At 68.7% G+C, this 24943-nt stretch carries 26 protein-coding genes; 16 read left to right on the top strand and 10 right to left on the bottom strand.

Features of this window, described 5'->3' with window-relative positions; all coding sequences use genetic code 11:
- On the top strand, positions 1-1219 hold a 1219-nt coding region (sucB, locus tag ACNI14_RS12305), incomplete at its 5' end, for a 2-oxoglutarate dehydrogenase, E2 component, dihydrolipoamide succinyltransferase (RefSeq protein WP_420520336.1).
- 8 nt (positions 1220-1227) lie between these two features.
- Complete coding sequence (locus ACNI14_RS12300) at positions 1228-2151, top strand: TIGR01777 family oxidoreductase (RefSeq protein WP_420520335.1); 924 nt, start codon at positions 1228-1230, stop codon at positions 2149-2151.
- On the opposite strand, the gene ACNI14_RS12295 is transcribed toward ACNI14_RS12300, so the two are convergent.
- Positions 2102-3298, bottom strand: a complete 1197-nt coding sequence (locus tag ACNI14_RS12295) for a protein kinase domain-containing protein (protein ID WP_420520334.1) — start codon at positions 3296-3298, stop codon at positions 2102-2104. The two genes, ACNI14_RS12300 and ACNI14_RS12295, sit on opposite strands and share 50 nt — an antisense overlap.
- A gap of 48 nt (positions 3299-3346) precedes the next feature.
- Positions 3347-5539 carry an MMPL family transporter gene (locus ACNI14_RS12290; protein WP_420520333.1) on the bottom strand — a complete coding sequence of 731 codons (2193 nt, stop codon included), beginning with the start codon at positions 5537-5539 and terminating at the stop codon, positions 3347-3349.
- Positions 5540-5595: 56 nt separating this feature from the next.
- Here ACNI14_RS12290 and lipB point away from each other — a divergent pair, with 56 nt between their 5' ends.
- The 3 genes from lipB to ACNI14_RS12275 are packed head-to-tail and all read left to right on the top strand — an operon-like array spanning position 5596 to position 8057.
- Positions 5596-6297 (top strand): lipoyl(octanoyl) transferase LipB, encoded by a 702-nt coding sequence (lipB, locus tag ACNI14_RS12285; protein ID WP_420520332.1) that lies wholly within the window; start codon positions 5596-5598, stop codon positions 6295-6297.
- Positions 6294-7313: a lipoyl synthase gene (gene lipA, locus ACNI14_RS12280; protein ID WP_420520331.1), complete on the top strand. Its 1020-nt coding sequence runs from the start codon at positions 6294-6296 to the stop codon at positions 7311-7313. The genes lipB and lipA overlap by 4 nt, the downstream gene beginning before the upstream one ends.
- A 48-nt stretch (positions 7314-7361) precedes the next feature.
- A complete protein-coding gene (locus ACNI14_RS12275) occupies positions 7362-8057 on the top strand; it encodes a DUF4191 family protein (RefSeq protein ID WP_420520330.1) in 696 nt (231 codons plus the stop codon).
- A gap of 169 nt (positions 8058-8226) precedes the next feature.
- Here ACNI14_RS12275 and ACNI14_RS12270 read toward each other — a convergent pair whose 3' ends face one another.
- Both ACNI14_RS12270 and ACNI14_RS12265 read right to left on the bottom strand, forming a co-directional pair.
- On the bottom strand, positions 8227-8880 hold the full coding sequence (locus ACNI14_RS12270) for an HAD-IA family hydrolase (protein ID WP_420520329.1): 654 nt from the start codon (positions 8878-8880) through the stop codon (positions 8227-8229).
- A complete protein-coding gene (locus tag ACNI14_RS12265) occupies positions 8873-9304 on the bottom strand; it encodes an RDD family protein (RefSeq protein WP_420520328.1) in 432 nt (143 codons plus the stop codon). The genes ACNI14_RS12270 and ACNI14_RS12265 overlap by 8 nt, the downstream gene beginning before the upstream one ends.
- Before the next feature lie 186 nt (positions 9305-9490).
- Between ACNI14_RS12265 and glnA the strand changes: the two genes are divergently transcribed.
- Entirely contained in the window at positions 9491-10921 is a 1431-nt protein-coding gene (gene glnA, locus ACNI14_RS12260; RefSeq protein ID WP_420520327.1) for a type I glutamate--ammonia ligase, read from the top strand.
- Between the two features lie 33 nt (positions 10922-10954).
- Here glnA and ACNI14_RS12255 read toward each other — a convergent pair whose 3' ends face one another.
- Together ACNI14_RS12255 and ACNI14_RS12250 are read right to left on the bottom strand one after the other, a co-directional pair.
- Positions 10955-12019, bottom strand: coding sequence for a tyrosine-type recombinase/integrase (locus ACNI14_RS12255; protein WP_420520326.1), 1065 nt, complete (start codon positions 12017-12019; stop codon positions 10955-10957).
- Entirely contained in the window at positions 12012-13001 is a 990-nt protein-coding gene (locus ACNI14_RS12250) for a hypothetical protein (protein ID WP_420520325.1), read from the bottom strand. The genes ACNI14_RS12255 and ACNI14_RS12250 overlap by 8 nt, the downstream gene beginning before the upstream one ends.
- A 103-nt stretch (positions 13002-13104) precedes the next feature.
- On the opposite strand from ACNI14_RS12250, the gene ACNI14_RS12245 reads away from it, so the two are divergent.
- From ACNI14_RS12245 to ACNI14_RS12205, 9 genes are all read left to right on the top strand, one after another.
- Entirely contained in the window at positions 13105-13308 is a 204-nt protein-coding gene (locus ACNI14_RS12245; protein ID WP_420520324.1) for a helix-turn-helix transcriptional regulator, read from the top strand.
- Positions 13305-15824, top strand: a complete 2520-nt coding sequence (locus ACNI14_RS12240) for a DNA primase family protein (protein ID WP_420520323.1) — start codon at positions 13305-13307, stop codon at positions 15822-15824. The genes ACNI14_RS12245 and ACNI14_RS12240 overlap by 4 nt, the downstream gene beginning before the upstream one ends.
- A gap of 514 nt (positions 15825-16338) precedes the next feature.
- Positions 16339-16626: a WhiB family transcriptional regulator gene (locus tag ACNI14_RS12235; RefSeq protein ID WP_420520322.1), complete on the top strand. Its 288-nt coding sequence runs from the start codon at positions 16339-16341 to the stop codon at positions 16624-16626.
- 268 nt (positions 16627-16894) lie between these two features.
- Positions 16895-17323 carry a hypothetical protein gene (locus ACNI14_RS12230; RefSeq protein WP_420520321.1) on the top strand — a complete coding sequence of 143 codons (429 nt, stop codon included), beginning with the start codon at positions 16895-16897 and terminating at the stop codon, positions 17321-17323.
- The gene (locus ACNI14_RS12225) at positions 17313-17738 is read left to right on the top strand and encodes a hypothetical protein (RefSeq protein WP_420520320.1); all 426 of its coding nucleotides are present in this window, start codon (positions 17313-17315) and stop codon (positions 17736-17738) included. The genes ACNI14_RS12230 and ACNI14_RS12225 overlap by 11 nt, the downstream gene beginning before the upstream one ends.
- A complete protein-coding gene (locus ACNI14_RS12220; RefSeq protein ID WP_420520319.1) occupies positions 17735-17968 on the top strand; it encodes a hypothetical protein in 234 nt (77 codons plus the stop codon). Before ACNI14_RS12225 ends, ACNI14_RS12220 begins: the two co-directional genes overlap by 4 nt.
- On the top strand, positions 17965-18549 hold the full coding sequence (locus ACNI14_RS12215) for a hypothetical protein (RefSeq protein WP_420520318.1): 585 nt from the start codon (positions 17965-17967) through the stop codon (positions 18547-18549). Before ACNI14_RS12220 ends, ACNI14_RS12215 begins: the two co-directional genes overlap by 4 nt.
- A gap of 429 nt (positions 18550-18978) precedes the next feature.
- Entirely contained in the window at positions 18979-21480 is a 2502-nt protein-coding gene (locus tag ACNI14_RS12210) for a phage tail tape measure protein (protein ID WP_420520317.1), read from the top strand.
- Positions 21481-21571: 91 nt separating this feature from the next.
- Positions 21572-22405, top strand: a complete 834-nt coding sequence (locus ACNI14_RS12205; protein WP_420520316.1) for a hypothetical protein — start codon at positions 21572-21574, stop codon at positions 22403-22405.
- A 4-nt stretch (positions 22406-22409) separates the two neighbouring features.
- Here ACNI14_RS12205 and ACNI14_RS12200 read toward each other — a convergent pair whose 3' ends face one another.
- Entirely contained in the window at positions 22410-22961 is a 552-nt protein-coding gene (locus tag ACNI14_RS12200) for a hypothetical protein (RefSeq protein ID WP_420520315.1), read from the bottom strand.
- 89 nt (positions 22962-23050) lie between these two features.
- On the opposite strand from ACNI14_RS12200, the gene ACNI14_RS12195 reads away from it, so the two are divergent.
- Entirely contained in the window at positions 23051-23230 is a 180-nt protein-coding gene (locus ACNI14_RS12195; protein ID WP_420520314.1) for a hypothetical protein, read from the top strand.
- Here ACNI14_RS12195 and ACNI14_RS12190 read toward each other — a convergent pair.
- The 3 genes from ACNI14_RS12190 to ACNI14_RS12180 all read right to left on the bottom strand — a co-directional run bounded on the left by ACNI14_RS12190 (position 23211) and on the right by ACNI14_RS12180 (position 24931).
- Positions 23211-23576 (bottom strand): hypothetical protein, encoded by a 366-nt coding sequence (locus ACNI14_RS12190; protein WP_420520313.1) that lies wholly within the window; start codon positions 23574-23576, stop codon positions 23211-23213. The genes ACNI14_RS12195 and ACNI14_RS12190 overlap by 20 nt on opposite strands.
- Positions 23577-23789: 213 nt before the next feature.
- On the bottom strand, positions 23790-24554 hold the full coding sequence (locus tag ACNI14_RS12185) for a helix-turn-helix transcriptional regulator (protein WP_420520312.1): 765 nt from the start codon (positions 24552-24554) through the stop codon (positions 23790-23792).
- Positions 24554-24931, bottom strand: coding sequence for a DUF2249 domain-containing protein (locus ACNI14_RS12180; RefSeq protein ID WP_420520311.1), 378 nt, complete (start codon positions 24929-24931; stop codon positions 24554-24556). The genes ACNI14_RS12185 and ACNI14_RS12180 overlap by 1 nt, the downstream gene beginning before the upstream one ends.
- Between the last annotated feature and the right edge of the window lie 12 nt (positions 24932-24943).

The raw sequence follows: 24943 nt of genomic DNA, 5'->3' as shown, positions 1-24943 counted from the left end.
GGCCGAGTCGGCCCCCGCCGAGCAGTCCGCACCGGCAGAGCAGTCCGCTCCCGCGGCCGAGTCGGCCCCCGCCGAGCAGTCCGCCCCCGCACAGGAATCTGCTCCCGCAGCCGAGTCCGCCCCCGCCGAGCAGACCACGGCGTCCGAGCCCGCGCAGGCTGAGCCCGCCTCCAGCCACGCGGCGGAGGCCGCCGCTCCCGCCAAGCAGGAGGAGGCCCCGGCGAAGGCCGCAGCACCGGCTCCGCAGTCCGCGGCGGCGCCGGCCTCGTCGTCTGAGTCCAGCGGCTCCGGATACGTCACGCCGATCGTCCGCAAGCTCGCCAAGGAGCGCGGGGTCGACCTGTCACAGGTGTCGGGCTCCGGCGTCGGAGGGCGCATCCGCAAGGAGGACGTCATCAGCGCCGCCGAATCGGCTCAGGCAGCGACTCCCACGCAGTCCGCCACCCCGGCTGCCTCCTCGGCGCCCGCTCAGGCCCCCGAGCTCGTCGAGTCGGAACTGCGCGGCCAGACCATCAAGATGACCCGCATCCGCAAGGTCACCGCCGACAAGATGATGGAGTCGCTGCACGGCATGGCGCAGCTCACCTCGGTCATCGAGGTCGACTGCTCCAAGATCTGGGCGCTGCGCGCCTCGACCAAGGACGCGTTCTTCGACAAGCACGGGACCAAGCTGTCGTTCCTGCCGTTCTTCACCAAGGCGGTGTCGGAGGCGCTCGCCGAGCACGCGAACATGAACGCATCGGTCAGCGAGGACGGCAAGTCGATCGTCTACCACCCGGCGGTGAACCTGTCGATCGCGGTCGACACCGAGAAGGGCCTGATGCTTCCCACCATGCGGGAGGCGGAGGCGAAGTCCCTCCCCGAGCAGGCCCAGGCGATCGCGGACCTCGCGGAGCGCGCACGCTCCGGCGGCCTCAAGGCCGACGAGATCTCCGGCGGCACGTTCTCGGTGACCAACACCGGTTCGGTCGGAACGCTCTTCGACACCCCTGTGGTGCCCTCACCGCAGGCAGGCATCCTCGCGACCTGCGCGATCGTCAAGCGCGCAGCGGTCGTCAAGGGCCCGGATGGCGAAGACGTGATCTCGATCCGCCCCATGTGCTATCTCCCGCTGAGCTACGACCACCGACTGGTGGATGGCGCGGACGCCGCCCGGTTCCTCCAGAGTGTGAAGAAGCGCATCGAGGCCGGCGCCTTCGAGGCTGACCTCGGCCTGTAGGGGGTCTCATGCGGGTCGTGATCGCGGGTTCGTCGGGCCTGATCGGCACGGCTCTCAAGGAGTCGTTGCGCGCTGACGGCCACGACGTGGTCGCGCTCGTGCGCCGCGAGGCCCGCGGGCCGCAGGAGTCGTCGTGGGACCCGGCGTCAGGCGAGGTCGACCGCGATGTGCTCGCCTCGTCTGACGTAGTCATCAACCTCGCAGGTGCATCGATCGGCGCCAAACGGCTCACCGACTCGCATGCCGACCTGGTGCTGCAGTCGCGGCTCGACTCGACCGGCACCCTGGTGCGCGCCCTCTCCGCGGCCTCGTACGGGGGCATGCTCCTACAGGGGTCGGCGATGGGCTACTACGGAGACCGTGGCGAAGATCACCTGACCGAGCGCTCTGGGCCCGGCGACACTCTGCTTGCGTCGATCGTGACTCAATGGGAGGCCGCCGCCCAACCCGCAATCGACGCCGGCATCCGAACGGTGGTCGTGCGAACCGGACTCGTGCTCGCCCCGCACGGCGGTTTCGCGGAGCGGCTCATTCCCCTCGTGAAGCGCGGCCTACTGCGTTCGCTCGGCAAGGGCACTGCGTGGCATTCGTGGATCACTCTCGAGGACCACATCCGCGCGCTGCGCTTTCTCATCGACTCCGACCACGAGGGTCCGGCCAACGTGATCGCCCCGATCGCGGTGCGCGACCGGGACTTGATCCGTGCCATGTCGAACGCCGCGGGGAAGTCCCCTGGCCTGCCGGTCCCCGCGTGGGCGTTGCGCATCGCCATCGGGCGCGCCATCGAGGACCTGCTGTCGAGTCAGCTCGCGACACCAGGCGTGCTCAAGCGGCTCGATTTCGCCTGGCGGCACCCCGAGATCGCCGGCGCGGCTGAGTGGGTCATGACAGAGGCCGGGCACGCGCCACAGTCCAGCGACCGTCCCACCTGAGCTCGAGTTCGACGCTCTGCTCGTAACCGGGCACCGCAGCCGCTCCCTCGGGGGTGACGATCCTGTGGTCCGTCACCGCGTAGCGAACGGTCGCCGTCGACGCGTCGGACCCATGCCCCGTCACGGTCACGTCGTGGACGACCACGGCGAGGCCCTCGTACCGGGCAAGGCCGTCGTCGAGCCGGCGCGCCAGGTCTGCCGTCTCGTCCGCTAGCGGCCCGTCGCCCACCGTTGCCATCAGCGTGGCGCCGTCCCCTGCTGCCAGTGCCTCAATGCGCTGTGTGGTCAGCGCCGCTGCCGCCTCTTCCGGCTGCTGCTGCGTCACGCTCGTCGACGGCTCCGGAGCAACGCTCTGCACGACCCCCGGCACCACGATCACTCCGGCGGCGACGGCCGCCGCGGCCCCCGCCGCGACCACCGTCCGCATCAGGATGCGGCGCACGCGCCATGCCCGTCCGGACGAGATCCGCTCAGTGCGTTCGGTGGCGCGTGCCCGCACGGCGCTCACCACCTCGGACCTTCGCGGTACGGCGACCGGACGCTCAGGGGCGCACGAAGCCAAGGCGCGCGCGGCAATATCCACGGGCGGCCGAGACTGCGGATCTGACACCACCAGCGGCGCGGTCCACGCTTGGATCGAGATACTGTCCTGGCGCGCCACGCACCACCGCAGCAGCGCTCCGAGCGAGTAGACGTCGGCGGCGGCCGTCGCGCCCGACGCGCGCTCGGGTGCGCGAAAGCCGACGGTCCCACGCTCGTCGTCGAGGCAGCCCGCGACAGTGTCGACGATCACCACCCTGCCCTTCGCAATCACGACGTTGGCGGGTGCGATGTCTCCATGCGCGATCCCCCGGGCGTGGAGCGCCTCCAGCGCCGCGGCAATCCGGACGCCGAGCCACACGCACTCCCCGGCGCTGAGCGGACCACGCCTGCTCTCCAGCTCCGCGAGGTCGACACCGTCGATCCACGGCGCGGACACCACGACCTGATCGCCGTCGGACACGCCGACGGCGGTAGGAACCAGGACGGCGTCGTGCTTCACCTCTCGGAGCGCGCGCACGCGCTCCGTGACCCGTGCCAGCACGTCTGGCCCGGTGCCGACCGCGCGCGTGACGACCCGGGCATCGGCCGTGTGGTCAGTGGACATGCCCCCACTGTGGCGCGCCGTGGGCCGCGCGCGAGGTTTTCCACAGGGTCAGTTCGGGATGCGCTTCACCCACGGCCACCAGGATCCCCGGCCGATGTCCATGATCAATCCAGGCACCAGCAGCGACCGCACCACGAAGGTGTCGATGAGCACTCCCAGGCTCACGATCACGGCGATCTGCGCAAGGAAGATCAACGGGATCACACCCAACGCGGCGAACGTCGCGGCCAGCACGATGCCGGCCGAGGTGATGACGCCGCCCGTCACCGCCAACGATCGCCGTACGCCCTCGCGCGTGCCGTGGATGAGCGATTCCTCGCGGGCGCGCGACATCAGGAAGATCGAGTAGTCGATGCCCAGTGCCACAAGGAAGACGAAGGCGAGCAATGGCACCGCGGGATCGGAACCGGGGAAGCCGAAGACGTGGTTGAACAGGATCGCCGACAATCCAAGCGTCGCGCCATAGGACAGGATGTTCGCGAGCACGATGACCAACGGCGCCACCACGGAGCGCAGCAGCATCACCAACACGATGAAGATCACCGCGAGAATGGTGGGGACGATGATCAGCGTGTCGCGCTGCGTGGTGAGCTGGGTGTCGAGCTGCTCTGCTGCCTCGCCGCCGACGAGCACGTCCTCGCCCAATGGGTGGACTGCATCTCGCAGATCCTGCACCACATCGGCCGCCTCGGACGAGCTCGATGCGACCTGGGTGACGGCGAGCACCGAGACGCGCCCGTCGACCTCCAACGGCTCCTCGCCGGGGACTGCTCCTGGCGGCGCGCCCTCTGCGATGGATGGCGTGACCACGTAGGCGGTCTCGACTCCCTCGACGGCAGAGGCCGCATCCAGGGCTGCCGCCGCCTGCTCGGCGGGCACGAAGATGCGAATGGGCGACGCGGCTCCGGCATCGAAGTGCTCCTCGAGCACCTCGGTGCCCTGGACGGAGTCCACCTGCACGGTGAAGACATCCTGATCCCCGAGCCCGGAGGCCTTGAAGGTGGGCAGGAACGCCGCGAACAGCAGGAGGCCGCCGGCGGCAAGGATCCACGTGCGCCGTGGCCTCGCGTCCACCGTGCGGGCGACCCGGGGCCAGAAGCCTGAACCTTGAGAGGGATCGGCATCGGCGTTGTCCTGACCGGCCTGGTACCTGGGCAGTGACGGCCAGAAGACGCCACGGGCGCGACGCCCACCGATCAGCAGCAGCGCCGGGAGGAGGGTGAGAGCGGCGATCAGCGCCGCGCTGATGCCGAGCGCGCCGGCGGGTCCGAGCGCCGCGTTCGACTTGAGGTCGCTCAGCAGCAGCACGAGGAGGCCGAGTATCACCGTCCCCGCAGAGGCCGCGATGGGCTCGAGGGACCGCCGCCACGCGCGAGCGAGGGCGGCATACGGGGATTCGACCCGCACCAACTCCTCGCGGTATCGGGCCACCAGCAGCAGCGCATAGTCGGTCGTGGCGCCGACCACGAGGATGAACATGATCCCCTGGGCCTGGCCGTTGAGCGTGATCGTGCCCGCGTCCGCCAGCGCGTAGACGCCCAGGATCGCTCCGGTGAGCGCGAGCAACGCGGTGGACAGCACCAACAAGGGCAGCACGGGGCTGCGGTACACGATGACGAGGATCACCAGCACGACGGACAGCGCCACGACCAGCAGGATGCCGTCGATGCCGGCAAAGGCCTCGAGCAGGTCGGCCAGGAAGCCGAGAGGCCCGGTCAGGTGACCGTTCAGGCTCGATTCCTGGTCCGCCCAGGCGCCACGCACGGTCTCCGCGACCAGTTCGCCCAGCGCGCCCTCGCCCACGCTCTCCTCGACAGCCTCCGACTCCACCGAGAACGTCACCAGTGCGGCCTCGCCGTCCTCGGACGGCACCACCTGCGGCATCTGCTCAGACGCGGGCGGGGCGAGCACGTCCCCGACGGTGCGGCCCTGCTCGTCGCCCTCGATGGGTGTGTCGACTGCTGCTTGCACGAACGTCTCGACGACGGCGAGGTCGCCCTCCGAAGCGATCCCGTCGACGACGAACAGCCCGGGGACGGCCGATGCCGGGGCAAAGTCTGCCTGCAGATCCGTCGCTCGCGTCGACTCGGCAGAGGACGGCAGGAACGCCCCCGCATCGTTCTCCTGGACGTCCGACAGTTTGCCGAAGGTCTGGCCGCCTGCCCCGCCGACGGCGAGCCAGCCTGCGATCACGAGGACGATGACGATGGGGCGCAACCATGCGCGCGAGGACGTACTCATATCGTTTCCTAACGCCGCGGCGACCCGGGCATTCCCGCGGGTTTAGCCTGGAGGCTATGGAAACGCTCAACCTCGACGTCGGTGCGCGCCTGGTGCCGTACCAGGAGGCATGGGACGTGCAACGGCGACTCCACTCAGAACGCGTCGCGGGAGAACGCCCCGACGCCGTGATCCTGGTGGAGCACGAGAACGTCTATACGGCGGGCAAGCGCACCGCGCGCTGGGATCGCCCCACCGACGGCACCCCTGTCGTGGACGTCGACCGCGGCGGCCGAATCACGTGGCACGGACCCGGGCAGCTCGTCGGCTACCCCATCGTGAGGCTGCGCGAACCCATCGACGTGGTCAAGTACGTGCGCGCGATCGAGCAGGCCTTCATCGACCTGTGCGGCGCGTACGGGCTCGAGGCCGTCCGCGTCGACGATCGTTCGGGAGTGTGGCTGCCCGCCACGGACACGCGCCGGGAGCGGAAGGTCTGCGCGATCGGCGTGCGCGTGGCGAAGGGCGTCACCATGCACGGCTTCGCCCTGAACTGCGACCCCGCACTCGGCGAGTTCGACCGGATCGTGCCCTGTGGCATCGACGATGCCGACGTGACGTCCCTGTCGCTCGAGCTCGGACGCACCGTCACCATCGAGGACGTGCTCCCCGCCGCCCTCGGATTCCTGGAAACCGCACTGGCAGACGTACGCTGGGAGACGGCGACGCCTACAGGCGCCGCCGCTGACGTCGCCGAGCACCACAAGGAGACCGTGTGACCATCGCACCAGAGGGCCGCCGCATGCTGCGGGTCGAGGCCCGCAACGCCGAGACCCCCATCGAGCGCAAGCCGGAATGGATCCGCACCAAGGCCACGATGGGACCCGAGTACTCGGAGCTCAAATCCCTGGTGCGCACCGGCGGCCTGCACACGGTGTGCGAAGAGGCCGGCTGCCCCAACATCTTCGAATGCTGGGAGGACCGGGAGGCGACGTTCCTCATCGGCGGCGCGCAGTGCACTCGGCGGTGCGACTTTTGCCAGATCGACACGGGCAAGCCCTCCCCCCTCGACCGCATGGAGCCCACCAAGGTGGCGAACTCGGTCAAGGAGATGGGGCTGAAGTACTCGACCATCACCGGCGTCGCACGCGACGACCTCGCCGACGGCGGCGCGTGGCTGTACGCCGAGACCGTGCGCCAGATCCACGGGCTTGGCCTGGGCACCGGCGTCGAGCTCCTGATCCCGGACTTCAACGCGGAGCCCGACCAGCTCGCCGAGGTCTTCTCCTCGCGCCCCGAGGTGCTCGCACACAACGTCGAGACCGTGCCCCGCATCTTCAAGCGGATCCGCCCGGCATTCACGTACGAGCGATCCTTGCGAGTCATCACGGAGGCCCAGCGCGACGGTCTGGTGACCAAGTCGAACCTCATCCTCGGGATGGGTGAGACCTTCGAGGAGGCCGTCCAGGCGCTCGAGGACCTGCACGAAGCGGGCTGCGACCTCATCACCATCACCCAGTACCTGCGCCCGAGCCCCCGCCATCACCCCGTGGAGCGCTGGGTGAAGCCCGAGGAGTTCGTGGAGCTCTCGGACGCCGCAGAGGAGATGGGATTCCTCGGCGTCATGTCCGGACCGCTGGTGCGCTCGTCCTACCGGGCCGGTCGCCTGTGGGGCCAGGCGATGAAGAGCAAGGGCCGCCCGATTCCCCCGGCCCTCGCCCACCTGGGCGAGCCGATGGAGGCGCGCCAGGAGGCGTCCTCGCTGCTGAACCGCAGCGCCGCGCCCGCCTGCTGAGACACCGCTCCAACCGTCCGCGCGTGAGCGACTAGACTGTGCCGCATCATGGCTAAGGAACCTCAGAAGAAGCCCCGCTGGTACAAGCTCGTCGCACAGGCGTACAAGTCGACGGCGCCGGACGACAAGTGGCTGCTGCCGCTGCTGATCCTGATCCCGCTGGGGATCATCGGGCTGTCGGTGGTGATCGGCCTGCTCGTCGGCTCGACCGTCGTCCTCGTGTACTCGATCATCTTCGGAGTGCTCGTGGCCGCGCTGGCCGCCATGTACACGCTGACGCGCCGCTTCGAGAAGAACGCCTTCCGGCGCATGGAAGGCCAGATGGGCGCGTCCGTCTCGATCGCCCAGTCCATCCGACGCGGCTGGACCTTCGAGGACGAGCCCGTGTCAGTCGACCCACGCGGTCGCTCGCTGGTGTTCCAGGGCATCGGCAAGGGCGGCGTGATCCTGCTCGCCGAGGGCGGCAACGCCGCTACCAAGCAGGTGACCTCCGTGAAGCGTCGCATCAACAAGCTCGTGCCCGGCGTGCCGGTGCACACGGTGTACATCGGCACCGGCGAGGGCCAGGTGCCGCTCAAGCACCTCACCAAGACGATCCGCAAGCACAAGAAGGTGCTCAACAAGCACCAGCGTCAGCAGGTCACCGCCCGGCTGCGCGCCATCGGCGGTCAGAAGCTGCCGGTGCCCAAGGGAGTCGACCCCATGCGCGCCCGCCCCGATCGCAAGGCGATGCGCGGCCGCTGACGCGGGCCCCACCCCGCCCGTCTCCCGAACCCCCGATCGACCGGTGGGTGGAGATCACGCCGCCCGCGCATCGGCCGCGGTGACGCACGTACCCCACGTCCATACGTGACGACGGCGGCGTACGGCGCTCCCCGCGCAAGGGCCGCCACGCGTGCGCAACGACGGCAGGTCAGTCCGGCTCGGGAAGGGTCAGCACGATCCGCTCGCCCTCCACGCGCGCCGTCACCTCGGTCATGTCGCCCACGCGCGGCAGACCGGTGGTCGCCGCAGACCGGTTGTCCCCCACCACCACGACCGTGCACCCTGCGGCCTGGCCCGCCTGCACCCCGGCGTCCGTGTCCTCGAACACCACGCAGTCGGCCGCATCCGAGCCGAGCAGGACCGCGGCGCGGGCGTAGCCCTCGGGGTCCGGCTTGCCTCGGCCGACGTCGTCGGCGCCGATGAGCACCGCGGGCTCCGCGATGCCCACGGCAGCGAGCCGACCCCGCGCGGGCGCGGCCAGCGCCGAGGTCACCAGCGCCCACCGGCCGTGAGGAAGGGAACGGATGAACGCCGCCGCCCCGGGAATCTCCTTGACGCCGTCGAACCGGCTGTTCTCCATGGAGTGGATGCGGTCCCGCCACTGCTGGATCTCGCCGTCGTCATCGAGATAGCGCGCGATCGTCGCGCTGCTGGGCCGGCCGTGAGCGAAGCCCCTGACCTCGGCGCCGTCGAGGCCATGCGCGTCCGCGAACTCGTTCCACATCACGTCCACGAGGGCGTTGGAGTCCACGAGCGTGCCGTCCATGTCGCACAGCACCGCGGAGACGGATATCTCAGGCACGCGCCGCTCCCCTGCTCGGCACGATCAGGGTTCCGGCCGCTCGGTCGTGAAGACCGCGACCATCCTCGTCCCACACCACCGCGGGAATCACCAGCGCGAGCAGCACGGTGCGCCCGAGGGAGCGCAGCACGCCCACGAACAGCGCTCCGTCCTCGCGCACGACCCGCAGGCCCACGATGCGGTGGCCCACCGTGGTGCCGAGAGTGGCCACCAGCACGAGGTGCTGGACCATCCAGATCACGAGAGTCGCCATGGGATCGCCCGCGAGCAGCACCCGCTCCACCGCAGTCAGCATGGAGGTGTCCCCCGCAGGGAAGAAGGCCGAGGAGATCAGCAGACACAGCACCCAGTCGATGCCGATCCCGACGAGCCGGCGGCCCACATTGGTGCGTGAGGTCGCGGCGTGGGGGCTGGCGTCAGTCACATTTCCATCGTATCCGGGTGTGGACTAGGGTCATTGACGAAAGGCGTCGCAGCGCCGTTGCTGCAACGCGCCCTCCCAGGGGTTGCGAAACACTCTCGTAACACGGCATGAATCTGGGGGAAACGGCCTGCCCCTAGGGTAGGGCGTGCTAGCCCTAGCACACCTGACATTGCAAGGAGCAAACTGATGTTCAAGACTGCCGAAGAGGCGATCGCGTTCGTGAAAGATGAGGCCGTCGAGTACATCGACATTCGCTTCTGCGACCTCCCGGGCTCGATGCAGCACGTCAATGTTCCCGCGTCCCAGTTCGAGACGGTGCTGGAGGACGGTGCCGCCTTCGACGGCTCGTCGATCCGCGGGTTCCAGGCCATCAACGAGTCGGACATGAAGCTGATCGCGGACCTCCAGACGGCGTACGTGGACCCATTCCGCAAGGCCAAGACCCTCGTCATCAACTTCTCGGTCGTGGACCCCTTCACCGACGAGCCCTACTCCCGTGACCCGCGCAACGTGGCCATGAAGGCGCAGGAGTACCTGAAGTCCACCGGCATCGGCGACACGGCCTTCTTCGCCCCCGAGGCGGAGTTCTTCATCTTCGACTCCGTGCGCTTCGACACGAACCAGCACGAGGGCTACTACCACGTCGAGTCCTCCGAGGGCTGGTGGAACACCGGCAAGGAGACCGAGCTGGACGGGTCGCCGAACCTCGGCTACAAGACCCGCTTCAAGGGTGGGTACTTCCCCGTCTCCCCCGGTGACCAGATGGCCGACATCCGCGACGAGATCTGCACCGTTCTCGGCGAGGTCGGGCTCGACCTCGAGCGCGCGCACCACGAGGTGGGCACCGCCGGCCAGCAGGAGATCAACTACCGCTTCAACACGCTGCTGCACGCCGCGGACGACCTGATGAAGTTCAAGTACGTCGTCAAGAACGTGGCCTGGCGCAACGGCAAGACCGCGACCTTCATGCCCAAGCCGCTGTTCGGCGACAACGGCTCCGGCATGCACGTGCACCAGTCCGTCTGGAAGGGCGGCGAGCCGCTGTTCTACGACGAGGCCGGCTACGGCGGCCTGTCGGACATCGCGCGCTGGTACATCGGCGGCATCCTCAAGCACGCACCCTCGCTGCTCGCGTTCACCAACCCGACGGTCAACTCGTACCACCGCCTGGTGCCGGGCTACGAGGCGCCCGTGAACCTGGTGTACTCGGCTCGCAACCGCTCCGCCGCGGTCCGCATCCCGATCACCGGCACGAGCCCCAAGGCCAAGCGCATCGAGTTCCGCGCCCCCGACTCGTCCGGCAACCCGTACCTCGCCTTCGCCGCGCTGCTGATGGCGGGCCTGGACGGCATCAAGAACAAGATCGAGCCGCCGGCCCCCATCGACAAGGACCTGTACGAGCTGCCTCCCGAGGAGCACGCACAGATTCCTCAGGTGCCGGACTCGCTCGGCGGCGTCCTCGACACGCTAGAGGCGGACCACGACTACCTGATCGAGGGCGGCGTCTTCACTCCCGACCTCATCGAGGAGTGGATCGACTTCAAGCGCACCAACGAGATCGACCCGCTGCGCTTCCGTCCCCACCCGCACGAGTTCGAGCTCTACTACGACTGCTAGTCGCTAGTACCTGATTTACCTGGGGCTTCGTCATTACGACGCCTCCCCAGTCCGCAGAGAGTCCGCACGGGCCGTCAGAACACCAGCGACGGCGGCCCGTGTGGACTCTTCTGTTTCCGGCCACAAGTGCGCGTAGGTGTTCAGCGTCGTCGTGGCCGATGCGTGGCGCAGGCGGGTCTGTACGACCTTCACGTCACAGCCCGCGCCGATGAGCAGCGAGGCGAAGTAGTGCCGCAGATCGTGGAAGCGGAAGCCGTCCGGCAGTGACGCCGGGCCGCGTGCCGCTCGCACTGCACGCTCGATCTGGAACGGCTTCACCTGGGCGCCGAGCACGTCCTCGAGCATCCACCTCTCCCCCGTCGCGTAGCGCGACAGCTCAAGCGATAGCTCGCTGGGGATCGGGATAGCGGTGCGGGCCATCTCGGACTTGAGCGGTTCGGCCGGGTACTGCACCTCGGGCGCGACGATGCCGCGCATGAAGTCCACGTCTGAGAGCCGCAGTCCGCACGCCTCAGCGATGCGAAGGCCAGCGAACGCCCCGAGCAGCACCGCAGGGCGCAGATGCGCCGGCATGGCGTCGTGGAGCGCCCACACCTGCTCTGTGGTCGCCACGTAGGGCCGCTGCTTGCCCGCGCGGGGCGACGTGCGCCTCGAGCACGGGTTCCGCGCGATTACGCCGTCATGGACCGCGTCAGACATGATCTGCGACAGCCGCGCGTGGAGCGCGTACACGGTCGAGTCGGCGTAGCCATCGGCCTTGAGAGTCGCGGACCACGATCGCACCTGTGAGGGCTTGAGGTCGCCCATGCGCACCGAGTCGAACGCCTCGCGGATCTTCGCGATGTGGACCTCTGCCTGTCGCACTGTGGATGCGCGGCGCGTCCGGTAGCCCGCGAGCCAGGTGTCGCACCAGTCCCCCACTGTCATGCGTGCCGTCTTCGGGTCGACGTAGGTGCCCGTGCCGACTGCCGTGGTGACCTCATCGAGCCAGGCCTGCGCGTCGACCTTGCGAGCGAAGTGCCGCGCGTGCTCTTTGCCTGCGGCGTCCCGGTAGCGGGCCCGCCACTTGCCGTTATCGCGCTTCGTGATGCTACTCATCGTCGATCACCGCCATGCCGTCCGCGTCTACACCGTCAAGCTGGCGCTGCGACGCCTCGTCGACCTCTCGTTGTGCCGCGTCCACTTCTCGCTGCCCGACCTCCGCGATCCATGCATCGGCGAGCGCTACCGCTCGAACGCTCAGGTCGTCCAGTTCGGGGCGTTCGTCACCGTGGATGCCTGCGTCGCGCACGATCGCGCCGAGCAGCGCCGCTGCGGCCGCTGCAGCTTCGGCAGCGCCGTCGCCGTCCTGGACCCACAGCATGTACCGAACACAGGCGTGGAGGATCTGGAATCGCGCACCGGTGTCCCCCTCGCGCGCCAGCGCGCGGCGCAAGGCATTCAGCTCGGGGACCTCGGGGATGTCCTCGCGCTCCCGGGTGCCGACTCCCAGCCGCGGCAACCGGGCCGAGAAGATGCCGCGGAGCCCTGACCAGGGGCCAGACGCATCGCCATGAGCCCACTCGGCTGCCTCGAGACTGTCGATGCGGCCGTCGCGGATGGTGAATCGGGGAGTGAAGCGCTGCTCGCCGGCGGGTTCGCCTCTCGACAGTTGCGCCGATATCTCCCGAACTCGCATGCGCAGTGATGCGTTCGACCCGTCGGCGGTCTGCCTGACGCGGTCGTGGTAGTCCAGCGCTGCGGTCACGTATTCGTTGAAGACGTCGTCGAGGCGTTCGGTGGCCGCGGCGAGGGAGTCCGCCGCACGCCCAACTTCCTCGTCGGCTACCTCCTCGATGGGGCGCAGTAGTCGTCGCGCGTCAACGCCGAGCGCCTGTGCGATCGCGAGGTACTCGTCCACTCGGATCCGGCGCGGCCTGTGCGGACGCAGCATTTCTTCGATCGCCTGGCGTCGCACTTCTACGTGAGCGGTGTCCTTCATCTCGCGAGCAAGGTCGCCGTACGACCATCCCCGCGCTTCGAGCTCGTATGCGATGTGTCGTGCGATGCGCCGTTCCGCGCCCGCTGCGTCGAGTGGCATGCCGTCTCCCTCGTTGTCTGTTTTTCGAACACTACTCGTTTGCTTGGCAAACCACAACAGGCGATGCTCATATCAGGTCAACAACCGAGCAAAGGAGAGAACCATGGCTGCACAGTCGATCGGAGAGGTCCGCGATATGACGTGGGTGAGCGAGCGCACCGGTGTCCCGATCAACACGCTCCGCTACTGGCGCCACCTCGGCCAGGGCCCGCAGAGCTTCCGCCTCGGACGCCGCGTCGTCTACGCCGTCTCGGACGTCGAGGCGTGGATCGAAGCCGCGCGTAGCAAGGAACTCGCCACCGCATGAGCGACCTTCTCTCGCCGCCGCGCGCACCCAACGCGGTTCGAGACTTCTACGACACCCTCTATCGGCCGGGGGACCTCGTCTCGATCAACTACCTGCCACCGGGCGGAGCCTTCGCATCGCAGATCGTCCCGGTGGACAAGGCGCCCGAAACAGCGGCACTGCATCTCGACGCGAACGTGTGGATCGGCGTCAACCCCCTCAAGCCCGGCACACGTGGCCGTGGGCAAACCGACGACGTCGCCCGCCTCACCAGCGTTCACGTCGACTTCGACTACGCCGGCCCATGGCCCGGTGGCAGCGGACGCGTCATGCCCGACCGCGACGCCGTAGACAACGCGATCGCGACCCTGTCCGAAATCGTCGGCACCCGACCGATGACCTTGATCCACACCGGCCACGGCATCCAGGCATTCTGGCCCTTCGACCCCGACGACGACGACCTCCTCACACTCACCGAGAACGAGGACCGGGCGCTCGCGAAGTCCCTCCTCGCTCGCTGGGGCATCGCCGCACAGACCGCGGCACGGATGCACGGCGGAGCGACCGACAACGTGCACGAGCTAGCACGCATCACACGCCACCCCGGCACGACGAACTACAAGGCTGAACCCGTCCCAGTCGTAGTCGAATCCGATAGCGGACACCCCATCACCGTGACACAGCTCCTCGAGGCGCTCGACGCGTGGGGGATCCCTGACGCTGTCACCGAGCTCGACGGCGCACTCGCCGACGCCCCCACGCCCGCGAGCGCATGGTCCCCCAGTGACGAGACCACGCCCTACATGCGTGCAGTCATCGAAGCATGGGCGAGCGACCCGATCGACGGTGGGCGCCACCAGTGGGCCATGGTGCGTGCCGTCAGGCTGGCAGCGGGCCTCCGCATGGGCCGCGTGAGCGCCGCAGACTGTGGCCACGCCCTCGACATCATGCAACAGCGGCTCACGCAGGCACGCGCCAACGACGACCACGCCCGCCCCCACGAGATCCTCGGACACCACGGCACCGCCCATGGCCCGGACCACCGCGGCGTGTGGGACTGGGCCGTCGCTCGTGTCGAGACGTGGACCGACGAGCGTTGCGAGGCAGAGAACATCGGCAGCCCCCTCAGAGCCCGCGACCCGCTGACCGCAGCCCCAGGGTCGACCGAGCCGGGACAGAAGGCCACCCCCTCGACGCCTGCAGGCAAAAGCGCCACGAAGGTGCACCGCGGGCAGGTTCAGTTCGCCTACCGCCTCGCCGCGACGCACGCCGACCAGCTGTTGCACGTGAATGGCATCGGCTGGCACCGGTGGGACGGCATGTGCTGGGTCGAGGACGACAGCGGCGCCGCGAAACGGGCCGTACTCGAGACGCTGCGAGCAGCCCTCCTCGAGTCGTTCGACAAGTCCGACCGCGACCTCGGCACGGACGTACGCCGCTGCGAGTCCGCCAACGGCGTCGACGGGATCCTGCGCATCGCATCCGCGCTCGAACCATTCGCCACCACCGTCGCCGACCTCGACGCAGACCCCTACCTGCTCAACGTCGCCAACGGCACCCTCGACTTGCGCACCATGAACCTCGCGCCGCACCGGCCGGCCGATCGCATCACCAAGGTCACCCGCGCCGCATACCGGCCAGGCGTCAAGGGCGAACGCTTCGAGAAGTTCCTCGACCGCGTCCTGCCCGACACCGAGGTGCGAGCGTTCCTGCAGCGCTACGCAGGCGTCGGTCTGTGCGGTCGTGTCCTCGAGCACGTCCTCGCGATCCTCACCGGCACCGGACGCAACGGCAAGGGCGTGTTCTACGGCGCCCTGGGCCACGCGCTCGGCGACTACGCCACGACCGCCGAGCCCGACCTTTTCATGCATCGCGACGGGGCACACCCCACCGGTGAGATGGACCTGCGCGGCGTCCGCTGGGCCGTGGTGTCCGAATCCGACACCGGCCGCAAACTCGCTGAGGCCACAGTCAAGCGCCTCACCGGTGGCGACCGCATCAAGGCCCGCCGCATGCGCCAGGACTTCGTCGAGTTCGACCCATCCCACACCGCCGCACTCGTCACCAACCACCTGCCCCAGGTGCGCGGCGACGACCCCGCGATCTGGGCACGCCTCCGCGTCATCCCCTTCGAAGTCGTCATCCCCAAGGCCGAGCAGGACGTACACCTCCCCGAGCAGCTGCAGCTCGAGGCGGACGCGATCCTCACGTGGGCACTCGAAGGGTGGCAGGACTACTCCGCTCGTGGCCTCTCAGAGCCGGCCGCTGTCAGCAAAGCCACCGACGAGTACCAGTCCGATATGGACGCCGTCGGTCAGTTCATCACCGAACGGTGCCTGCTCAACGAGCACATGTACGTGAAGTTCTCGGATCTCTATTACGAGTGGGCTCAGTGGTCCACCGCGAACGGCACCTTCACGGACACGAAGAAGCACTTCGGTGCCGCGCTCGACGCTCGCGGTCTGACTGCTGATCGGGGCAGTGGGAACGCAGCGATTCGGCGCGGAATCGCGCTCCAAGGCGGTGACGAGTCATGACGAGTTACTCACGTTACTCATTTCCGTGTTCGTCCTACGCGCACGCAGATAGGGAACTAACCAGAAGATCATCAACTTCGTTAACTCCCCCTGGTAAAACCCACAATTGCCAACCGGAGGCGACGCGATGAAGCCCACATACACGATCGACGAACCCTCAGCATGGCTACGCGGCGCAAGCCGCCAACGGGCCCGGACCCTCGCCACGACCGCGCTTCGCAAGCCCCGAAAGCACCCCAACGGCACGCCGCTCGCGCTGTCCACCATCCTCGAACCACTCACCCCCGGCCCCGTCTCTACCGGTAGCGCAGCCGACCGCACGTGCGACCGTTGCCGCACCGTCGTCCCCCCAGGTGAGCTCTACGCCGTCGGACGATTCACCATCTTCAGCAAGGGCATCCGAGTCGTCCTAGTCGTCGGCCTCTGCTACGAGCACGCGCAAGCCGAGATCCCCGCACTCAACGAACTCGACCGCTCGGCGCCCGCTCAAGCGCAGCCAGGGAGGCGGTGACCGATGATTACGATCCCCACCAACCTCGAACGCGACTGGCACCAGCTCATCACCGCCATCCAAGACGCACACCCCATCACGTCCGTCCCCTGCCTCACCGGAGACATCGCACCCATCCCCACATGGACCTCCGACGACCCCGACGACCAACACGAAGCCGCAGCAGCCTGCACCTTCTGCCCAGTCCTCACCCCCTGCGCCGACTACGCCCACACCTATCCCAGCGAGGCCGGCGTCTACGGCGCCCTCACCCACCGCCAACGCCACACACTCCGGGAGGCCGCAGCATGACCGTGGCCATTCACGCCCCCCGTATGCGCGTCACGCACGCGCGCGAGGCGATGGGGCGTCCGACGCTGACCGTGACCAGTCAAGCCGCTCTCCTACGCGTCACGCACGCGCGCGAGACCGACACACGTGCCAGCAGCGGGACGGGACATCCCAGCACCCCTCATGCGTCACGCACGCGCGCGGGAGCCGCAGCGGCGGAGCATGGAACGGGAACGTTCCACCCCGGTCCCTCGCGTCACGCACGCGCGCGTAGGGGCAGGTGGTGACTGTGGCACGCATCGCACTCACCCTCGACGAGCTGCGCTCCAAGCGCATGCGCCGCGGGCACACCGCGGTCTACATGATCGAAGTGCCCGCCGACCCCGCCCGCGGTCGCACGTCACTGGACCCGCGCGTCATCCATGCCCGCGCACGACGCCTCAGCGCCCGCGGCTTCGACATCGTGCTCTACGTCGACGACCCCACCATCACGATCAGCGAACCGCACCCGCGCACCCGGCGCGGCTACCTCGACCTGCTTGTCGAAGCGTTCGACGAAGCAGGACTCGAGCAGCCTCCCGACAGCGCCACCACCGCGGAGATGTTCACTACCCTCATGGCCCGCCTCAAAGGCAACAAGCGCCACGACCTCCTGCAGCGCCTCGCCACATCCCAACGCCCACCCACCAGCGAGCTCGGAGAGCCCGATGACACCTGACGACGCACTCACCGAAGTCCGCACGATCCTTACGGCCGCCGGCGTCACCTGCCCACCGACGGGCATCGACCCCGCGACGGTCAGCACCACCGTCGTGAAGCTCCACGCGGCCGGCGACGACTCGACCGCCGAACGGCTCCTCATGCTCACTCACCGCCTCGAGTCGCCCCTCGCGGATCCGCGGCTCATTCACGCCGAGGACCAGATGCGCGGGCTCATGCTCGAGCTCGACGACATTTTCGAACGCACGGGCGTACCCCAACCCCCGAACCTCACCGCTCCGACCGCGTTCCGGCCGCTGGTGCGCCACCTCATCGACGCCGGCGACTACGAGACGCTTGCCAAGCTCCACGACATCGCCACCAACCTCATCGCCACTGGTGACCGGCTCAACACGAGCGGAGGTGCCCGATGAGTCGCAAGGGACGCCGCGGGCAGCGTCACGATATCGGCCGGCAGAAGCTCGAGCGGGTGCGCAAGCTGCGCCCCCAACGCACGGAGCGTGCGCGCAAGGTCGACGACGCCGACCGGCTCGCCACCCACGCCGAGAGCCTCGCGCAGGAACTCGGCATCCCCAAGACGTCCGCGCCGGCACCCCGCCGACGCGGCACCACCAACACCGAGACCCCATGGAGGAACTCGTGAACACCACCACCAACACCCCCGACGTCGAGGCCGCAGAGCGCGACCTTGCCAACGCCGACCAGACGCTCACCACCGTGCGCGACGGCATCGCCGACGGCACCATCGACGACCCCGCCGAGCTCGAAGCAGCAGAGTCCCGACGCAAGTTCGCATTCATGCGCCGCAAGGGCGCCACAGAACGAGCGGAGAAGGCCGCACAGGACGCCCGGCGCGACGCTCTCGCGGCGCTCGCGACCCAAGCGGCGAAGGTGGCACCGACGCCTGCCATCAACACCGCATACGCCGAGTTCGAAGCAGAGGTCGCCAAGGCCGTCGAGAAGTTCGCCACCAAGGCGACCACGGCCCGCGAGAGCGTCAACGACGTAATGAGCCAGGCTCACCACCTCGGGCTCCCCAACACCCGCGACGAGGCCGAGAACGGCTTCTTCATCTTCGGCGACCAGCTCCACTACCCGCAGGACGGCGGGTCCAGGTACGTGACCGTCCCCTACCCCGTCGACCACACCAACACCCGCCACCTGCTCGAGAAGTCCGCAGCCGAAGCGATCCGCGTCGCCACCCGCCGCGGGGGTACCCGATGAGCTACATCAGCCCCGCCAGCGAACGGCACGCCGAAGCCCGCGCACGCGCCGCACGACAGCCCGACGAACCCGACTGGACCAAGGTCACCGTCGAGCAGTTCGCGGTGATGTCCGTCCAGGACCGCAACAAGGTCCACACCGCCGACGTCGACCTGTACCGACGTTTGCGTGACGAGCTCGATGACCGNTTCGCGGTGATGTCCGTCCAGGACCGCAACAAGGTCCACACCGCCGACGTCGACCTGTACCGACGTTTGCGTGACGAGCTCGATGACCGCCGCCACGGACGCACCACTGCGAACCCCACCGAGAAGCCCACCGAGGCGCCCGCGGAGACCTCGGACCCCGAGCCCACCACGTAACGCGCGTGGCGCCCGGCCTGAGCCCCCTTCGGGCCGGGCGCCACCACCTCAACCGAAAGGCACCGCCATGAGCCTCAGAGTCGCCGAACTCGAAAGCTTGTTCACCGCCAACCTCCAGCCCTTCGAGCAGGGCGCGAACCGTGTCGAGCAGCGCCAGCGAGCCCTCGACGGCACCCGCACGGAACTGCACGTCGACGCCAACGCCACGTCCGCACTTGCCAGCATGGACCGTGTCGAAGCATCGGCCCGCTCCCTGCCCGACAGCGAGTTCCAGGTCGACGCGGACACCGGCGGCGCAGCACGCGCGCTCGACGACATCGAGGACGAAGCCGGCGCGAGCGGACGCAAGGCCGGTGACGACGCCGGAGACGGCATGTCTGCCGGCATCGTCGGTGCTCTCGCGACCATCCCCATCGCGGGCGCCGTGGGCATCCTCGGCATCACCGCCGCAAAGGGCTTCGTCGACGCCCTCGAGGACGGCCTCGCGGTCGAGGCGCGAGGCGACCGCCTCATGGCCGAAACCGGTCTCGACCCCGTCACCGTGGGGAAGCTGGCCCGCGCATCGGGTGAGGCGTATGCGGACAACTGGGGCGAGTCGATCGCATCGAACATGGACATCGCCCGGCAAGCGATCCAGGGTGGCCTGCTCGACCCCGACGCGACCGCGCGGGACTCGCAGAAGATCATCTCGTCGCTCGCCGGTGTCGCGGACGTCATCGGGCAGGACGTCGCCGGCGTCGCACGCGCCACCGCCGCACTGCTGCGCACCGGCCTCGCGGAAGACGCCGCCGGTGCATTCGACGTCATCGTCAAGGGCTTCCAGGCCGGCAACGACATCGGGGACGACTGGCTCGACACCCTCACCGAATACCCTGCCCTGTTCGACCGCCTTGGCATCGACGGCGCTGAGGCGACGGGGCTCATCAACCAGGGCCTCGAAGCGGGTGCCCGTAACGCGGACTTCGTCGCAGACGCACTGAAAGAGTTCCAGATCCGGGCCACCGACGCATCCGATGCGTCGGCCGCGGGGTATGAGCGCATCGGGCTGTCTGCGGAGGACATGACCGCCAAGATCGCTGCCGGCGGCGAGGGCGCACGCGAGGGCCTGCAGGAAGTCCTTGACGGACTGCGCGACATCGAGGACCCGGTCAAGCGGAACGAGGCTGCGGTCGAGCTGTTCGGCACGAAGGCCGAAGACCTCGGTGATTCGCTCTACGCCTTGGACCTCAAGACCGTCGCCGCGGACCTCGGCACCGTGGAGGGCGCAGCGGAGTCCGCGATGTCGGCGCTGACGGACAACGCGCAGAACGACATCGAGACGGCGAAGCGAAACATCGAGGTCGCGACCGACGGGATCAAGGGTGCGCTCGCTGGGGCGTTCGGGCCGCAGCTTGAGGAGTGGTCGCAGTACGTGACGGAGAACCGGGCACCGATCATGGAGTTCCTCCTCGGTGTCGCGAACGGTGGCATCGACATCGGTCGCGGCTTCGTGAACGGCATCGCCGGCGCCACCGAGTCGGTGGGCGACTTCATCTCGGGGCCTATGCGGACGCTGCTGGACGCGACCATCGAGATGCTGCACGGCCTGAACAAGTCCCCGTTCATCGACCTCGACGACGAGATCGAATCGCTCGAGGGGTTCTCAGCCAACATGGCCACCGCGGGCGAGGACGCTGAGGGGCTCGCGGACGGGATGCGGGAGAACCTCATCGAGAACGGTCTCGACCCGTTGCAGGAGCGCCTCAACGAAGTCGGCAACCAGCTCGTGTGGGAGGCCGAGGTCCATGACGCGCAGGTGCAGCTCGCGAACGAGATCGACGCGCTCCACGGGTCCGGTGAGGAACTCGACGAGCAGCTCAAGAACGTCAAGTCGTCTTTGGAGGCTGAGGCGGAGGCTGCTCTCGTCGCGGGTGCGTCGAACGATGAGATGAAGGCGTCGCTGAACCGCTCCGAGACGGCGCTGCGCGAGCAGCTCGCGGCGCTTGGGCTGACCGAGGACCAGATCAACGACCTCATCGCCGAGTACGGGCTGGTCCCGGACGAGATCATCACCGACGTCATCGCGAACACTGACAACGCGCAGGCGAAGGTCAACGGGTTCTTTGCGAGGAACCAGGGGCGCGTGATCCAGGCGTACATGCAGGTCCAGCAGCCCGGACCCTATGCCGACGGGTACGTGTTCGGTAACGCTACCGGGCACATCGTGAAGCCCATGGCGGCCGGTGGCGTGCTGGGCACCCCCATGGATCCCATCGCACAGGTGGTTCCCCCGGGCACGTTGCGGGTCGTGGGCGACCGTATGGACGTCGATGAGGCGTACATCCCCTTGGATGGTTCGCAGCGGTCGCTGTGCATCCTCACTGAGGCGATGCGTCGCATGCCGGGTGTGCAGGGCATGGCGGCAGGCGGCATCAACGGCGGACCTGCAGGCAGCGGCATCGGCCGCTCAGACCTGGCGGCCTTCGCCCGCGAGATCGTCGCAGCGTTCCGGGATGACGCTGACCGCCGCACCTCCCACGCCTTCGCCGCTGAGGCCCGTGACACCGAACTCGCCGGAAGGATGGGCTGAGCCCCGCAGTGCCGCCTCGGTCAGCCATGGGGCCGAGGCGGCACGCTGTGGCGGGTGTGCGTGTCCGCTCCCACCACTACCGTGAGCAGACATGGAACCGATGACCGCCGAACGCGCCCGCGCACGCCTCGCACAGCGGATGCAGGAAGCCCTCGACGACACCCCGGACGGCGCAGGACCCCCGACCATCGAGCCCCGGTCCTCACTATCCCGCGACGACGCGCTCACCAAAGACCTCACCGCATCCGAACTCGTGTGGATCGGCATCAGCGCAGCACGCGAACACCTCCACGCCGCAGCCCGCATCTGGCACTCGCACGAGCACGGCATCACCATGCCCACCGCTTACGGCACCCTCCTACGCACGGCAGCCATCGGCGCCGCGAACGCGTACTGGATCCTCGCGCCCGCCAAGCGTGACGAGCGCGTCGGCAGGGCTTTCGCGCTCGCCGAGGAGAACTACCGGCGCGCGGGCGAGATGGCGAGTGAGTCCCTCGAGACCGCAGCCACGATGGAGATCGCCGATTCCGCAACCCTCGAGCGCGAGCGGGAGAAGGCGGCGAGGTGGGAGGAACGCCGCGTGCACGCGCGTGATCAGCGCATGGCGCGCGGGGTCCAGGATCGCTACGCCGCGACTCGCGTCGTCAAGTGGGCTGGTGGTCAGTTACTCACCGAGGACCCGTCAGGAGGCGGTCAGTACGCGCTCGTCTGGCGATTCACGAGCGGCGACGCTCACGCGCTGACCTGGCAACGCATCATGCGCGGCGGCTCGTCTGGTGCCCTCGCGTCTGCTCCCCGCGGCCCGGACGGCACCATCCATTTTCGCGACACGCAGAGCGAGCAGGACCTGCTCATGCTCGTCGAGCTCGCGATGCTCACCAACCGACACGCGATCGTCCTCTACGAGCGCCGGCGGAGGGCCTGAGCGATCAGGAAACCAGCGACGCGACCTGCCTGCCGGGAGTGCCTAGCGGCGTCGCCCACGTCACTCGCACTTCCCACTCAATGGCAGCGATCGAGATGAAACCCGGCGTCTCTTCGATGGCCCGCCGCCGCGCCTCGTACGCCGGCTGGTAGACCTCCCACGCGTCGAGCGTGACCAACTCACCTCCTGCCACCGCATCGAAGTTAAGCCGCACGCGCTCGCCCTCGAGCTCCACGGTGAGCGCCACCTCGCGCGCCTCCGTGGTTCCGATGTTGCGGACCGAGAGCACAGCCGGCGAACTGTCGACCGTGTCGATCTCCCAGTCGACATCGGAGACCTCCGCATCGCGTGCCAACGCGAGTTCAGTCACACGAGCGCTACGGCTCGACGCATCGGCTGACGACTCCGCAGCAACAGCAGACCTGCTCGCCGCCTGCCCCGATCCTCGGCTGCTCCACCACGCAAGCCCGGCGAACGCGGCGGACAAGGCGGCGATGACGAGAGCAACGACTTCCATGCGTTCACCGTAGTGATCATGCCCGACAAGCGCCGCCATGCCGGCCGCAGAATCAACGCCCGGGAGGGGTCTTGCACGGCGCGCTAGCGTCGATAGTGGCGCCAGGGTGGCGCGACAAGGAGAAAGACATGACTGTCATCAAGCGTCCCAGCCGGTGCCCCCGATGCGGGTCGACCGCTAGCGTCCGCGAGATCCGCGAGCCTTCACTCGCCGATCCCGCAGACAAGGCAGACCTCGCGGTCACCCATCTCGAGAAGGACGCCAACTGCCCCGACTACATCGAGGACATCACACCGAGCCGTCGCTGAACGGGGGTCGCAAGCCGTCGCCCGCCGGCACAGTCTCCACGCAATCGGTGAGCTCGAGGTGCGTGATCGCCTCGCCGCCCGACTTTGCTCGGTGCGCGGTGCAGGTGACCGGCTCCGTGCCGATCGTCTCGACACCGATCTCCTCGAGGTACGGGGCGGGGTCGAGGCCGCGCCACTTGCACTGCGCGAGCACGTAGAAGGAAAGCGAGCCGCCGGGCTCGAGCGCTGCGCGCGCCGCTTCAATCGGGTCGCGGGTGAGCTGCAGGCGCAGGCCCGCGTGGAGGATCTCGCGGACGCGGTCCTGCGTCTCGGGAGGGAGGGTGGTCTGAGTGTCGCTGTTGGTCATGATGATCGATTCTCCTGAAAGTGAGTTTGGACGGGGTTGAGGGTGGCGCTGTCCGCGGCGAGTCCGCAGCCAGTCCGCAAAACATCCAGCAATGGGCACAAGCCGCCACCAACGGAGGGGCGCGTTCCCGCTGGTAGGTCCTCATTTGCCACCAATACCCACCAAGGACCATTAAGGCGGGGAGAGTTCGAGCTCTACTACGACTGCTAGTCGCTAGCTGCTCTCCGGGAGCGGGGTCGGCCCTTCGGGGCCGGCCCCGCTTTCGCGTGTCCGGGCGGGCGTGACGACGTCCGATGCGGGGGCCGGGGCGCGTGCGCCCGCTCGCTCGAGGTCGACCATGCACGCTCCGCCCTCGCGGCCGGTGGCACGGCGCACCGACGCGATCACGTCCTCCCGGCCGGGGCCGTTCGCGATGCGTTCGATGGCCGCCGCATGGATGCCGCACACGACATCGGGACGCACCGCCGCCAAGGCGCGGAACGGGCATCGGGCCACGTGGACGCACCCGAGCCCGTCCGCGCCTTGCGTCCGGATTGACGGCTCGGCACCCGCCGCTCCGAGCGCCGTGACGAGCCGATCAATCGGAGCATCGATGCCTGCCAACGTCGCAGCGAACTCCTCTCCCCAGCGAGCCCCGGCGGCGATGGTCGCGGCACGGGCCCGCGACTCATCCTGACCGAACGCCTCCAGCACGATCCCCGCGAGTCGCGACACGTCCTCGCCCGGGTCGTTCGCCAGCGCGCCGGCGGCAGTGACCCGATACAGCGAGCGCGGACGACCTCGCGCGCCCGATCGCTCGTGCCACGTGTCGACGCTGCCCTCGGCCACGAGACCCTCGAGGTGTTCGCGCACGGTGTTGGGGTGCAGGTCGACCGCCGCCGCGATCTCCGCGAGCGGCACCGGCCTGAGCCGCTCGCGGAGCACGTTCAGCACGCGCCGACGCGAATCGGCGTGCTCGGCGTCGCCCACGGTGGGCATCAGCAGCAGGTGAGGCGCGAGATCGCCACGCGCCACAGCTCGGGGCCGCGCTGGAGGTACTCGAACGTGAACTCCCCCGTCACGTCGGCGTCGATCTCCGCAAGCAGCCGCTCCGGGGCGTGGGGTGCGGCGATGACCACTCCCTCACCAGGGACGAGCGACGTCACCTGGCCGATGACACGTGCGTGCCGGTGCTCGTGCGGAATCGCGCGCACGTCGATGTCGCCCGGGGAGGCGGCCGATGCGGTCGCGGGGCCCGCGGCCCCGGTCAGTTCCGTGCGCTCGCCCCTGTCAACGGCCGGCTCGGGCTGCTCCGATCCGCACCCGCCGCCTCCGCACGCGCATCCCCCGGTGGTCTCTGCCGTGTCTTGGGTCATGTCATCTCTCCT

Origin of the sequence: Demequina pilifera (genome assembly GCF_048814985.1) — a bacterium.
Taxonomy (GTDB): Bacteria; Actinomycetota; Actinomycetes; order Actinomycetales; family Demequinaceae; genus Demequina.
This window is presented reverse-complemented; position numbering and strand designations above follow the sequence as displayed.